This is a genomic window from Mammaliicoccus sp. B-M6, assembly GCF_022386965.1.
Lineage (GTDB): Bacteria > Bacillota > Bacilli > Staphylococcales > Staphylococcaceae > Mammaliicoccus > Mammaliicoccus sciuri_A.
The window spans coordinates 58,118-71,850 of the sequence record NZ_JAJNHJ010000014.1; the positions used below are offsets into that span (position 1 = coordinate 58,118).

General features: G+C 30.3%; 13 protein-coding genes, 1 other RNA gene and 1 pseudogene. 2 read left to right on the forward strand and 13 right to left on the reverse strand.

What is annotated here, in order from left to right; all coding sequences use genetic code 11:
• Positions 1-72: 72 nt before the first annotated feature.
• The 3 genes from LQ693_RS07160 to LQ693_RS07170 form a co-directional block, all read right to left on the reverse strand.
• Complete coding sequence (locus LQ693_RS07160; RefSeq protein WP_119494220.1) at positions 73-678, reverse strand: hypothetical protein; 606 nt, start codon at positions 676-678, stop codon at positions 73-75.
• 103 nt (positions 679-781) lie between these two features.
• Complete coding sequence (locus tag LQ693_RS07165; RefSeq protein WP_107566119.1) at positions 782-1,453, reverse strand: hypothetical protein; 672 nt, start codon at positions 1,451-1,453, stop codon at positions 782-784.
• A 647-nt stretch (positions 1,454-2,100) separates the two neighbouring features.
• Complete coding sequence (locus tag LQ693_RS07170) at positions 2,101-2,289, reverse strand: hypothetical protein (protein WP_107591091.1); 189 nt, start codon at positions 2,287-2,289, stop codon at positions 2,101-2,103.
• 585 nt (positions 2,290-2,874) lie between these two features.
• Here LQ693_RS07170 and LQ693_RS07175 point away from each other — a divergent pair.
• The gene (locus LQ693_RS07175) at positions 2,875-3,408 is read left to right on the forward strand and encodes a hypothetical protein (protein ID WP_107591090.1); all 534 of its coding nucleotides are present in this window, start codon (positions 2,875-2,877) and stop codon (positions 3,406-3,408) included.
• A gap of 56 nt (positions 3,409-3,464) precedes the next feature.
• On the forward strand, positions 3,465-3,917 hold the full coding sequence (locus LQ693_RS07180; RefSeq protein ID WP_107566212.1) for a GNAT family N-acetyltransferase: 453 nt from the start codon (positions 3,465-3,467) through the stop codon (positions 3,915-3,917).
• Positions 3,918-4,241: 324 nt separating this feature from the next.
• On the opposite strand, the gene LQ693_RS07185 is transcribed toward LQ693_RS07180, so the two are convergent.
• From LQ693_RS07185 to aroA, 10 genes and pseudogenes are all read right to left on the reverse strand, one after another.
• Positions 4,242-4,670 (reverse strand): Hsp20/alpha crystallin family protein, encoded by a 429-nt coding sequence (locus LQ693_RS07185; protein ID WP_049320665.1) that lies wholly within the window; start codon positions 4,668-4,670, stop codon positions 4,242-4,244.
• Between the two features lie 181 nt (positions 4,671-4,851).
• Positions 4,852-5,259: a plasmid mobilization protein gene (locus tag LQ693_RS07190; protein WP_107591180.1), complete on the reverse strand. Its 408-nt coding sequence runs from the start codon at positions 5,257-5,259 to the stop codon at positions 4,852-4,854.
• Between the two features lie 124 nt (positions 5,260-5,383).
• A complete protein-coding gene (locus tag LQ693_RS07195) occupies positions 5,384-5,569 on the reverse strand; it encodes a hypothetical protein (protein WP_016998735.1) in 186 nt (61 codons plus the stop codon).
• A gap of 419 nt (positions 5,570-5,988) precedes the next feature.
• A pseudogene (locus LQ693_RS07200) lies at positions 5,989-7,534 on the reverse strand (IS3 family transposase).
• 78 nt (positions 7,535-7,612) lie between these two features.
• Positions 7,613-7,969: a transfer-messenger RNA gene (ssrA, locus tag LQ693_RS07205) on the reverse strand.
• Positions 7,970-8,048: 79 nt separating this feature from the next.
• Complete coding sequence (gene smpB / locus LQ693_RS07210; protein WP_025906370.1) at positions 8,049-8,510, reverse strand: SsrA-binding protein SmpB; 462 nt, start codon at positions 8,508-8,510, stop codon at positions 8,049-8,051.
• 16 nt (positions 8,511-8,526) lie between these two features.
• Positions 8,527-10,875, reverse strand: coding sequence for a ribonuclease R (rnr, locus tag LQ693_RS07215; protein WP_107591117.1), 2,349 nt, complete (start codon positions 10,873-10,875; stop codon positions 8,527-8,529).
• 37 nt (positions 10,876-10,912) lie between these two features.
• A complete protein-coding gene (locus LQ693_RS07220) occupies positions 10,913-11,653 on the reverse strand; it encodes an alpha/beta hydrolase (protein ID WP_025906374.1) in 741 nt (246 codons plus the stop codon).
• Positions 11,654-11,742: 89 nt separating this feature from the next.
• Positions 11,743-11,976 (reverse strand): preprotein translocase subunit SecG, encoded by a 234-nt coding sequence (gene secG, locus LQ693_RS07225; RefSeq protein ID WP_025906376.1) that lies wholly within the window; start codon positions 11,974-11,976, stop codon positions 11,743-11,745.
• Positions 11,977-12,045: 69 nt separating this feature from the next.
• Positions 12,046-13,389: a 3-phosphoshikimate 1-carboxyvinyltransferase gene (gene aroA / locus LQ693_RS07230; RefSeq protein WP_107591118.1), complete on the reverse strand. Its 1,344-nt coding sequence runs from the start codon at positions 13,387-13,389 to the stop codon at positions 12,046-12,048.
• Between the last annotated feature and the right edge of the window lie 344 nt (positions 13,390-13,733).

Here is a 13,733-nt window from a genome sequence, read left to right on the forward strand (position 1 = left end):
TAGGACTTTTTATTAGACGTAAACATTCATTTTATTATTCAATTACTCTAGTATCTAGAGTTGGGAAAGCATTTATAATAAAATATTATTTTCCTTTTCATAGGATTCAATTTTCTGACGGCTCTCTTCTTCTTTATCTAAAGTAATACGTAATTCATATGTTCTATTTGTATGTTCATCTATGGAAAGATAAGTCTTTACATCTCCCCCTGCAAAAACTTTTCTATACGCATCAATGATTTCTTGATCTGCATCTGTTACTGGTACATTCAGTATCTCAGAATAAGGATAATAAGGTTCGCTATTGAAATAATCTTTTACTAAATCATATAATACGTTATTACAATAACTTGGTTGGTTACTTTGGAATTCAATAAAATGTTCTTTTGGGTCAAATAATAAATCATATACTTTTTTGCCTTTTAACATGTGATACAACTCATATAAATAATGATTAGTATTACTTTTTATTTTCTTTACCCGTTCTTCTGACTGATCTTTATTAACACCAAAAAAACTAGTATGCTCTCCATCATTTCGAATCATGCGAAAATATGGTTGAAATTCTTTTCTAAAATCTCCATATAAGCCTGATCCGAGGTTTACTTCATATTCATACAAGTCATGAAACATACAATACCAATCAATATAAAATTCAACATATGCTTTATTTGTCAAAAGTAGCACCTCCTATAGATTACCTCATAAAGAGCTATTAAATAATTTCAAAATCGGGTCAAAGTTAGTACTGATTATTTTTTATGTTTTTAGCGAAAACCTATTATTCATAATCAGCTGAATCATATTCATTTCCATATTTTTCAACGTCTCGTTTCATAATTTCTTCTTTTTCAGCTTCGGTTGCATTATTCCATTCGTCCTGTCCATTTACCCATTCTTCATGTGCAGCTTGTTCTTCAGGAGTTCTGTATACACCATTATTCTCATAATCATAAGTTTCTTCTTCATCTTCATTAGCTTGTTCGTCATAAATAGATTTTTCTTGTCCACTTTCAACTCTTAATGAACTTTCATACGCAGCTTGTGCTGGCCCTTCAAGTACATTACCTTGAGGGATAACACCATTTGAAACTGCACTATTGTATGCAATAATTTTCTGCTCTTCAGTATAATTACCATTCAAAATTTGAACTAATGAATTTCTATCAGTTATATTATTATAATCAATTGTGCTAGTTGACTCTTGTTCGTTTGGAGATTCTTGCTCATTAGTTATATTTTCTTCAGTAGACTCTTCTTCTGTTTTAGAGTCTGATTCCTTAGTTGTTTCTTTGTCTTTTGAATCATTCTTTTCTTTATCTTCTTTTTTAGTTTCTTTCTTGTCTTTTTTCTCATCTTTTGGTGCAGGATCTAAAATTGATTCTTCTTTTTTCTCTCCACATGCTCCTAATACTAGTAATGATGATAATAATAAAACAATTAGCTTTTTCATATTTCTCCCCCTAATATAAGTAAAATGTTATTAACTTGATTATAATCTAATTACACTTGATTAGTATATACTTTTTATATTTAATTTTTTAAGTCTCAACTAATAATGTTAGCTTTCTTATTATGGGGACAAATTCAATTTATTCTTCTACATATTTAACCTATCATTTGAAGTAGACAACATAAATGAAATATAATAATATTTATATAGAAAAAGGTGATAAACATATTGTGCATCACCCAAGTGAGTATGTTAAAAAGACGGTGACTTTGTATAAATGCTTAAATAACCATCAAACTCGGTCAAAGTTAGTGATGTTTTTTGGTTTTCTTTAATCATGACTAAAGCAATGACAGTAAATACTATTATTAAAAGCTAATAGTCCGACATGCTGTTTTTTCTAGGAGTAACAACTATAACCATAGACATCACCCTATATAAGAAATTAGCCATCCTCTCTCTAACTTGCTCACTTTTTATTAAATTTACAAATTCAATTTATTCTTCTACAACATCTTCATCTACTATATATGAATCTGCAAGATCATCATCTTTAGTATAAAATGCAAATACCCAACTACCGTCATCTTTCTTTTCATGTTCTCTATACTTATAAATATCTAATGTACTTTCCTTATAATCTTCTACTATGGTTTAATATCAGAAGATTCTACAGTATATTTATTAGATGTGTTATTCACCGTAGAAATACTCGAACTATTAATTTCCCATTTTGCTTGAGTCGGATCAATATTACTTAATACAAAACCGAAGAATAGAATAAATGCAAATATACCCAATATTCCTAATAAAACTAAATTAAATTTATCCTTCATTCGCTCACCTTTGTTTATATTAATCATACACCAATTTTCAAGAATAATATATCACTCAAAGCGATTTCTAGGCAAGTTAGCCTATAACTACGCACATAAAAGTGTTTCGAGGCGTTAGAATCACAATGATTAACATGTTTTTTTGTCTAATATCAAGATTCACAACTATTTTATAAATAAAATCATTTGTAGTGAAGTTATATATCTGTATTTAAAAATTTCTAAAATTGGAATGTGTATAATTTTAAACTATTGTTATGGTGTAGTGTTTCCCTTCTCCAATATCTTATACACTGAATTTTGTTCTCCTCTTATAAAGGTATACCTGTTATCATGACACCTTATAATCTGTGGTACTCATTTGTTACTATAGTTCCTTGACCTGAGTAGCCAATAGAACAATGCAGGTAAACTTAATCGTAACAGTTGTGAGGTAGTTATTAATAAGCCTATACATATAAGTAACATGTAGACTATTTAAACTATTCATTGTTATCAAATACTATTAAATACAATATTGAGTATGGATTGTATTGTAGGAATAGAGTAGTATGATGATTAACATTATTATAAAGGGAGTTCATTATGCTAAATATTTTACAAGCGATAGGTTCAATCGGAACGTTTATTATGGCAATTTTATATTTCATTTCAGTAATGATACAAATAAGACAAATTAAAATTTCTTTTATACCATTTTTAGCCTTTGATCAGATTATTATTGAAAAAACAAATCATTTAAAACTGAAAAATTTAACTGAATCTGATTCTGACTATGTAAACACAGCTTTTAAACTACAAAATTTAGGCGGTGGAACTGCTAAAAATATAGATATAACAGTTTATTTAAATGAAAATGAAGTATTACAAAAAAAACACATTAATGTTTTACCTAGTAATAAATTTTATCTAATGCCTATCAATAAAAAAGCATTTGAAGAATTTGAAGATACAATTGAAAATAATGGTTATACAACTAATATGTATATAAATATAAGATATTATAGCCAAATATCTAAAAAACAAAATAGTATCACCTATAGAGTAAATATTGAAGAGTTTGTTAATTTAGATGATAAAGACTTGTATGAAATGACTTTTGAGACTACTAATTCATAAAATTTCCAGAATTATATGAACTTGCAAAAATCTTTATTATCAAAAAGGAGCAGAAAATGATATTTAAATTAGATAAAAAAGACAAAGACACCCTAAATAAACTAGGAGCAATCTGGTTGAATTCCAATATAACCACTCATAATTTTATTGATGCCCAATATTGGCATAATAATTACGAAGATGTCCTTAATGCATTCGAAGAGGCGGAAATAGTTGTATATACGAAAAATGGAAATATTTTAGGTTTTTGTGGTTTAGTTGATAATTATATAGCAGGTATGTTTGTTGATGAGAATGAAAGAAATCAAAATATAGGAACAAACCTATTACAATATCTTCAAAAAGAAAAAGAATACCTATCTCTAAAAGTATATAAAGAGAACAAAAAAGCAGTTAATTTTTATAAGAAAAACCACTTTAAAATTGAAGAGTTAAGTGAAGATGAAACTGGAAACGATGAATATACAATGTATTGGAAAAATAAAAATAAATTCGCTAAGCAAAGGTAATTATAACAATAATAAACAAAATACAAATAAAAAGATTACCAAGTAACATAGTTGGTTATATGTTCTTAAGACCTCTTTCGTCTAATGAAATTATAGTATAAAAAATAGCCACCAATTATTGTAGAATTTACTTATTCGTATAGATGTTTTTTACAAATTTTCTAGTTCTTTTGAAAACTATTCTTGACTTTTTTACAGTTTGATAGCACTTAAGTAAGACTAGATAATCCAATATATAGCTTCCATTAAAAGAGAGAGAAATTCAATCATATGAATTTCTCCCTCAATTTGTAGTTAGCACATTAGTCAAAGAGTATTATTAATTTATTGAATATCAATTATTTTAGATTTTTTGTTAATAGAATTTAGTTTGGGAACTGATACATGTAGTACACCATTCTCAAAATCTGCTTTAATATTGTCCTCATCTCCATTTGGTAAATGATAATACCTACTTATTTGTGATTTTGATCTTTCTGTAAACACAGTGTTCCCATTATTATCTTTTTGTTCATTTTCATTACTTTGTATAGCACTTAAGTACAGTGTATTGTCTTCATAAGTTAAATTAATATTTTCTTTATTGATACCAGGTAAATCAATATCAACAATATACTCGCTATTTGTTTCCCTTAAATCTGTTTTTGGAATAGCTGTATTAAAATATTTAAAAAGCGAATTAAAATGATCATCAAATATTCTTGATGGTGAAAAGTCAAAAATATTTTTATTAAATGGTGTTAAGTTTGACATATAACTTCACTCCTTATTTAAATTTGTTTTATCATTTTGATAAACTTTAGAAAAATCTAAAAAAGGTAGTTTGTCATTTTCGACGTTTTTAAATATATCATTAGTTTTAATTTTACCATCTTTATATTGATTTATAGTTTCAACAATATCTTTTAAAAACAAGGTCAATCACCACTTATTATCAGTAATCTAATTGACTTAACGCAGTTAACAAATCTTTATCATTTTTTAATGCTTCATTATCAATTGTTCCATCTATTTGTATATATGGTATCAGTTGGTTTATTATAGATACTTTTTCATAATCTTTATTAATATTCTCTATAGCCTTTTGATAATCTTTAGTGATTTTAAGGTTTTTAGCTTTTTGTTTTACATATGCCTTTTCTAATAAATTAAATTGGTGAGATGAAACATGATTTTCTGAATCTGTAACTTCCAACACTGTTGGTGTTATTTGATTACCTAGAGCTTGGTGTCTTGAAAACTCCGTTGGAGACATATGACAAGACTTAGCTATTTGTTTGATTTTTTCATATTCCTTAGTTGTTATTTTAAATGTAATTGCCTTTTGATCGCTTCTAGTCATATACTACTCCACTTCTTAACTTATAATATCGAACAACCACGGAATATGTTTAGAAAAATTAGTGTCATTAATTTTCACACCACCTCCTAAAGTTGCTTGAGTTATCAAATGATAATTATTTGAATTATTTTTTCTCAATATTTTTCGATATATCTATAGCTTTTTTGTATGAATCCCACGTAAGTGGCGAAGAAAATTCAATAAATTTATTATTATTGGATTCTCTAGACAATAAATCAATGCTTTTTAACTCAGTAATTCGAGGTGAATAGTTAATGTAATAAGAAGTTTTTGGTTTATCTTTTAACATAATATCTACCTCCAGTTACTTAAAATTACCATTTGATAACTTTCAATTATTTTATAACATTTTTTTTATTGTAATGCAACCATTTTTTAAAACTTTTTTTAGTTATTCAAATTTTATCATCGCTATATATATAACCTTCATATTATCAATGTGCTCACGATTAAATCAGTAATCAAAAAAATGCGCATTCGGTATAAATAAAAACTTGATATTTATGGCTTATTAAAAGACTACTTTAATGCAAAATAATAACCTACTCTATTACATGAGTAGGCTCGCCGTATAGTTGTGTTTAATATGTCTATTAAAATGGTAACATACATGTTGGTTTAAGTAAAAAACAACCCTACCTAGTTTGAAACGCACCCTGTCAAGTAGACAACTAAATAATAAAAATGTATTTTTGGTCGAATTCATAGCTATGCTATAGATTCGGCCATTTTTAATGTAATTCTATTAGTATTATAAAAATGGATATACTTAGTTAATTCATCTACTGCCTGTTCATAATTTATAAAAGAAAAGTTCTTGTTTCCTTTATAAATTTCACTTTTCATCATTCCCCATACTGATTCTATTGGCCCATTATCAATACAACAGCCTACACGTGACATACTTTGAATCATTTTATACTCTTTTAATTTTGCTTTGAAACTTCTAGAAGTATATTGAAACCCTCTATCGCTATGAAAAATAATACCCTTGGTATTTTTTACTTGTTTAACTGCTTTTTCAAGCGTATTAAATACTAATTGGTTATTATTTGAACTACTCAATTCATAACTTAAAATTGTTTTACTACCCAAATCATAAATCGCACTTAAGTATATTTTATTACCATTTTTTAATTTGAATTCAGTCACATCGGTTAACCATTTCTTATTCTTCTTACTTTCATTAAATGATCTGCTTAAAATATTTTGCGCAGTTACTTCAGGAGTAAAAAGTTTATATCGCTTGGCTTTACGACGTATAATAGCTTTTAATTTTAATTGTTTCATTAATCTATAAACACGCTTATGATTAACATGTTTATTTAATTTAAGACGGATATAAATATAAATGCGTCTATAACCATAAATACCTTGATATTGATGATAGATATCGTTGATATCTTCCATTAATGTATTATTTTCAATCTCTCTCTTAGATGGTTTTCTGTTTGTCCATTTATAATAACTTGATCTATTTATTCCTAAAACACTACATAACCATTTAATTGGATATTTATTTTTTAGCGCTTTGATCGTTTTGTATGACGCGATTTGTTTACTTTTTGATTCATCATCTCTCTTTCGAATTCTCTCCGCTTTTTTAAAACCTCATTCTCCATTTCTAAATATTTATTTCGTTCTTTTAATGCTTTAATTTCAGCATCTTTTATTTCATCTTCTGTCATTATAGATTGAGGTTTCCCTTTGCCTCGTCCATCTTCTAAACCAGCATTACTATGATTTTTATATTTTTCACCCAATTATAAACTTGACCATAAGTTACTGAGTACTTATCAGCGATTGTTTTATAATCACTATTACTTTCTATGTAATCTTTAACTATTTCAATGCGTTCTTCTAAATTTGTTTTCCTTGCTTTCATCGTATACACCTCGGGTTTTGGAGAATATGTTTTGTTCTCTTTTCCCATAGTATAACGTTTTATCCAATTTCGAACAGTGCGATCTGAGGGGATATTGTATTTAATAGCCAACTGTACAGGCAATATTCCCTTTTCAAAATACTCATTAATAATTTGTTATTTAAAAGATGACGGATACGAGTTATTTTTTGTTTTAGGTAACAATCCATTAACTCCATATAATTTATACCTCTGGTATTTTTCACTTAATAATCTATGATTTGTATTCAATGACAACATTTTCATAACATTTAAGAAGCTATAGCCTTGTTCATATAAATCAAAAGCTTCTAATAATGTATTTATATCTATTTTAATATTTCTAGTCATAGTAAAACTCCCTGCTAAGTTTTCACTATTTAAGTGTTTCCTTAACAGGGAGCATATCAACAAGGGTTATAGGCTATATAATGGAGACGGCGGGAGTTGAACCCGCGTCCAGAGATCCTGATACAAATGTTTCTACGTGTGTAGTCTAGTCGTTAAGGTTTCGCGTTGTCTCAGGGGACTGACACCCGAAGACAATGCTAGCTTGATTAATCTCTTCTCGTCAGACTTCAAACGGCAGTGACGAGCGTATCCTACTTAAGTTGAATCACGTTAACGGCACATAGGCGATGCGGTTAGGTGATGCAGAGTGCTATTACGCAGCTACTGCTAAATTATCTTGTTTGCCAGTTATTATAACTGTTGTGTTGATAACGAAGACAACCCTCCGACACGCTTCATAAGCTCGGGGACCCCTGTCGAATCCGTAACGTCCCCTCAATAAGAAATATACTTCCTTTTAACAGAAGTATATTTAATCTTAACAATTTTTGATTGATTTTTCAATACAAATTGCTTAATATCGTTGTTTCATTGCTCTTTCAACGTCACGTTTTGCTTCTTTTGCTTTTAATGCATGTCGCTTATCATAGTCACGTTTACCTTTAGCTACACCTAAAAGAACTTTACAGTAACCGTTTTTAATGTAGAGTTTAAGTGGGATTAATGCATACCCTTTTTCTCTTGTAATACCAAAGAGTTTATCTATTTCTTTTCTTTTTAAAAGTAATTTACGGTTTCTCAGTGGATCATGATTAAATCGGTTACCTTCTTCATATGGCGCGATATGCATGTTATATACATACATTTCTCCATTAAATACACGCGCATATGAATCTTTTAAGTTTGCACTACCTCGGCGAATGGATTTGATTTCAGTACCTTGAAGTACAATACCCGCTTCAACCGTATCTTCTATTGTGTAATCATGGCTAGCTTTACGATTTTGTGCTAGTGGTTTACTTTGAACTTTTGGCACATCCATCACCTACTTTCTATTTTTTCTTTCGTCTTGCTTTGTTTTTCACAGCTTTTGCTTTGTAATAAGGCTTTTTATCTTTCTTACCTTGTTTACCTTGATTGCCGCCTTGTTTACCTTTAGCTCTACCCTTTTTATGCTTATTAGGTTTATCTTGTTCTTTAGCTGTTCCACGTTTTTTAGCTTTGATAGTTTTTTCTCTTGCTAAGCGTTCTCTATTCTTTTCAGCTATTGGCATACCAACAATTTGAAAATCAATCATACGCTCATCAACGTTAACATTAATTACTTTAACTTCGACTTTGTCACCAATTCTAAATACTTTAGCTTGGCGCTCACCTATAATGGCCATATTACGCTCATCAAAGTTGTAATAGTCATCTGTTAAGTTAGAGATATGCACCATACCTTCAATTGTGTTCTCTAGCTCTACAAACATACCAAAGTTCGCTACTGAACTGATAATACCTGTAAACACTTCTCCAACGTGTTGAATCATATACTCTGACTTCTTCAAATCATCTGTATCACGTTCAGCGTCAATTGCTCTTCGCTCACGTTTAGATGTATGGTCAGCGATGTCTGGCAACATTTCTTCCCAATGTCTAATTTGTTTACTGTTCATAGATTTTTCAATTAAATATTTACGAATTAATCTATGCACAATTAAGTCAGGATATCTTCTGATTGGAGATGTGAAATGTGTATAGTAATCTGCTGACAAGCCAAAGTGACCTAAATTATCTTCACTATATCTAGCTTGTTGCATACTTCTTAACATTAAAGTAGAAATAACCATTTCTTCTTTCTGTCCAGCTACTTCTTCTACAATTTTCTGTAATGTTGCAGGGTGTATGTCTTCACTTGAACCTTTAACAGCAAGTCCAAAGTTTGAAATAAATTCAAAGAATTGGTTTAATCTTTCTGCTTTTGGATTCTCATGTACACGATAGATAAATGGCACTTCGAGTTTACTAAAGTGTTCAGCAATCGTTTCGTTCGCAGATAACATAAAGCTTTCGATTAAACGCTCTGCATCATTTCTTTCTCTCACTTTAATGTCTGTAGGTATACCATCTTCATCTACTAATACTTGCGCTTCTTTAATATCAAAATCAATTTCCCCACGTCTTTTACGTTTAGCGATTAATTGTTTTGATAGTTGTTGTGCTAAATCAAGCATTGGTGTAATTTCTGAATACTTTTCACGAATTTCTTGATCGTCATTTTCAATAATGGCATTTACATCTGAATATGTCATTCTATAATCTGAATGAATAACACTTTCAAAAATATCATGTCTGATGACTTCACCTTGTTGATCTATTTCCATTCTACAACTCAATGTTAATCTATCTTCATGAGGGTTTAATGAACAAATACCATTACTTAATCTATGCGGAATCATAGGGATTACTCTATCTACTAGATATACACTTGTCGCTCTGTCATATGCTTCTTTGTCTAACTCACTATTTTCTGTTACATAGTAGCTGACATCAGCAATACTAACTGTAAGCTCTGTTAAACCATTGTCTAAAGCTTTTACAGAGACAGCATCATCTAAATCTTTCGCATCTGCACCATCTATCGTGATGGTAAGTTCGTCTCTTAAATCTCTTCTACCTTTAATTTCGTCTGGACTGATTTGATCTGGTACATTTTCAGCTTCTTGAATAACATTGTCAGGAAATTCAATATTAATACCATGTTGATATATGATAGATAAAATATCAACACCTGGATCATTCTTATGACCTAGAATCGCTTTAACATGACCTTCTGGGTTATGCGTACCATCAGCATACACTGTAATTTCTACTAATACTTTATGACCTTCAATTGCACCAAGATTTTTACCTTTAGGAATAAAGATATCTTGTGTAATACGTTTATCATCGGGTAACACGAAACCGAAATGTTTCGCTTCTGTATAAGTACCAACTACTTGCGTAATATTACGTGTCGTAATTGCTTTAACTCTACCTTCAATCTTACCTTTATGATCTCCACGAGATGGCACAACTTCTACTAATACTTCATCGCCATCCATCGCTTTGTTAATTTGATTAGGTGGGATAAAGATGTCTTCTATTGTGTCATCTTCCGGTCTTAAAAAGGCAAATCCTTTTTTGTGTTGACTTAAAGTACCTTTTACAAGGTCTGATTTGTTACTTTTCTTCTTATATCTATCCGTTTTTGTTCTTTCTAGTTGACCCTTTTGTTCTAAATCAACTAGAACTTTAATTAATTCTTTAAATGAATCAGCATTACTAAGTCCTATCGCATCTTGAAATTCACTTACGGTCATAGGACTGTATTCTTTATCATTGATGATTTCTTCAACTTCTTCTCTTAGATTCATAGTGGGCCTCCTTTCTCGTTTATATTATGTGTGTGTGTTACTCGGACCAATCTAATGATTCTAAGAATTGATATACGTCTTCAAATACTTGTTCTTTTTCTTGTCCGATTGTTATAACATGACCAGATTCTTCATACCATTTAATATTTTTGTCATCAGAAGATGATTCATTATAAATAATATTAGCTGAATCAGGGTTAATCATTTCATCTAGTCTACCTTGTACAACAAACAATGGATCAAATACTTCGTCTACTTGATCTCTCACACCTTGAATGGTTTCTTGTAAATCTTTCAAAGTATTCGTAGGATGAAAATGTTTCATTTCTTCTTCAATTTGTTCAGGTGTTTTGCCTTCATATTTTTTAAATTCTCTAGCATAATCTAATACACCTTCAAACATCGTGCCTTCAGTTTTTATATACATAGGTGAGCACATTGTTACAATACCTTTTACATCTCTGTTTAAACTTAATTTTAAACTAAATACGCCACCTAGTGATAATCCAGCTACTGCTATTTCAGTATATCCTTTTTCTTCTAAAAAATCATATGCATCTAAACAGTCTTTAAACCATACATATGGACTTGATTCCAAAATTTCTTCAGGTGGTCTACCATGACCTTCATAATGCGGAGCATATGATGTATACCCTTTTTTCTGTAAGTACCGTCCTAATTGTCTAACATCTGATGAATTACCTGTAAATCCATGTAAAAGTAATACTGCTCTTTTTCCTTCTTCAAAAAAGAAAGGTTTAGGTAATTGAATTCTCATGAATGACCATCCTTTAACATAATCTAGTTCTATTGTATCGTTTTTTCACTTGTATATAAATAAAAAAGTCCGACAATACAGTCGGACCACTACATTTTGAAGTAAGTAATTGCTAACATTAATAAGAAAAATAAAATTGCTAAAATAATTGTAACTCTGTGTAAAATTAAATCTATTCCACGTTGTTTTTGTTTTCCAAATAATTGTTCTGCTCCGCCACTAATTGCACCAGATAAACCAGTACTTTTACCTTCTTGAAGTAATACGACGGTAATCAATGCAATACAAACGATGATTAATAAGACGATTAAAAATGTATGCATGGACTCGGTCCTCCTGTCTATTATAACAGTAGCATTATAGCATATTTACAATATGCACTCAAGTTTTCATTAATGATACTCAACCGATATACCTAACGATGCTAACATTTCAAAATATGTTGGGCAAGTCTTTGATACACATGAAGGATCTAATAATTTAATCCCATCAACTTTAGTACCCATTAAACTTAATGACATTGCAACACGGTGATCATCATAAGTATCTAAAGTTGCTGCCTTTACATCACCCGGTGTGATAGTCCAACCATCTTGATGTTCAGTAACTTCAATACCTAATTTCGTTAAACTTTCTGTTAATGCCGATACACGATTACATTCATGATGACGTATATGTTCTACACCTGTAATAGTAATTGGACCATCAGCAAATACAGCTAAACTGCCAATTGTTAAAGCTTGATCTGAGCAAGCATTCATATCAATTGTTAAGTTCCCTTTTAATTGTTCAGGACCAGAAATCACAACATAATCAGGACCTTTTTCAACAGTTGCGCCCATTTTTTCAAGAATATCGACAACTTCTAAATCAGGTTGATGACTTTCCATATTTAAATGATTAATTTTAATCGTAGACTTATTAAGTGCTGCTAATGCCATGAAATAGCATGCTGTAGATAAATCAGCTTCTAATGGTAAAGTAGCTGCTTCATACTCACCTTGTTCTACTTTCATATGTGTATAATCATCTGATATATCTACATGTATGCCAAATTGTTTCATCATTTCAATTGTAATATCCACATAAGCGCTTTGAACTATCTTAGTCGTAAGTTCTATTTCAGTTGGTTTGTTAAATAAAGGTGCCGCCATTAATAAACCACTTATAAATTGACTTGATTGATTACCAGCAATTGAAACTTTTCCGCCCGTTTCCGGTGCACCTTTTATAGTTACAGGTAACTGACCATCTTTTTCAAGATACGTTAATTGAACACCTAATTGTTTTAACGCATCGTGTAAAGTCTTGTGAGGTCTGCCAGCAAGTTGTTCAGTTGAAGTAATTGTGATTTCACTTTTCTCTTGAGTCCCTAAAATACCTGGTAAAAATCGAGCAGTCGTACCAGCAGAACCAATAAATACTTGTTGTTTCTCAGGTAACTCTGAACGATTAATACCTGTAATATGAAGTTCATCACCTACAGCTTCAACAGTAGCACCTAGTTTTTTAATTGTTTCCATACACCAGTATGTGTCATCACTCTTTAAATATCCAGATAATTTAGATGTACCCTTACTAAAACCAGCTAAAATAAAAGCACGATTCGTTACACTCTTACTACCCGGAATCATGACTTCTTTATTAAATGCTTCTTTAATAGGATGAAGAGATAATTGATCCACACCATCTAAACTAGACCAAGGTGATTTTGCACTTTTTAAATTAATCGTCATTATGATCCTCCTATAAAATTCATTGCCTCTATTATAGAACATTTTCAAATAGAATGAAATGATAAAATGGTATTGATTTAAAGCGTTAAAGAATTTGTTTGATGAAGGAGGTTGTGTGAGATGTGAGAGATGAGAGGTATATAGTGTGTGGTTTAAATGTGAAGAGTAGGATTTCTTAGGTTTATAAGTGCGAGGATACGATTTGGAGGATCTCTTGGCTTAAGTCAGGAGTTAAGCTACGACTTGGACCATCTCTGTACTGAACCCAAAAATCTAAACCTTAATTAGTATATTATTTCAAAGGTTTGTCTCCTGTAATTTTTGGGAGATAAGCCTTTTAATTT

Excerpts from the sequence above, each read along its gene's own strand:
- LQ693_RS07165 (WP_107566119.1), bottom strand. The coding sequence starts at position 1,453 with ATGAAAAAGCTAATTGTTTTATTATTATCATCATTACTAGTATTAGGA.
- LQ693_RS07170 (WP_107591091.1), bottom strand. The coding sequence starts at position 2,289 with ATGAAGGATAAATTTAATTTAGTTTTATTAGGAATATTGGGTATATTT.
- LQ693_RS07175 (WP_107591090.1), top strand. The coding sequence starts at position 2,875 with ATGCTAAATATTTTACAAGCGATAGGTTCAATCGGAACGTTTATTATG.
- LQ693_RS07180 (WP_107566212.1), top strand. The coding sequence starts at position 3,465 with ATGATATTTAAATTAGATAAAAAAGACAAAGACACCCTAAATAAACTA.
- LQ693_RS07185 (WP_049320665.1), bottom strand. The coding sequence starts at position 4,670 with ATGTCAAACTTAACACCATTTAATAAAAATATTTTTGACTTTTCACCA.
- LQ693_RS07190 (WP_107591180.1), bottom strand. The coding sequence starts at position 5,259 with ATGACTAGAAGCGATCAAAAGGCAATTACATTTAAAATAACAACTAAG.
- LQ693_RS07195 (WP_016998735.1), bottom strand. The coding sequence starts at position 5,569 with ATGTTAAAAGATAAACCAAAAACTTCTTATTACATTAACTATTCACCT.
- rnr (WP_107591117.1), bottom strand. The coding sequence starts at position 10,875 with ATGAATCTAAGAGAAGAAGTTGAAGAAATCATCAATGATAAAGAATAC.
- LQ693_RS07220 (WP_025906374.1), bottom strand. The coding sequence starts at position 11,653 with ATGAGAATTCAATTACCTAAACCTTTCTTTTTTGAAGAAGGAAAAAGA.
- secG (WP_025906376.1), bottom strand. The coding sequence starts at position 11,976 with ATGCATACATTTTTAATCGTCTTATTAATCATCGTTTGTATTGCATTG.
- aroA (WP_107591118.1), bottom strand. The coding sequence starts at position 13,389 with ATGACGATTAATTTAAAAAGTGCAAAATCACCTTGGTCTAGTTTAGAT.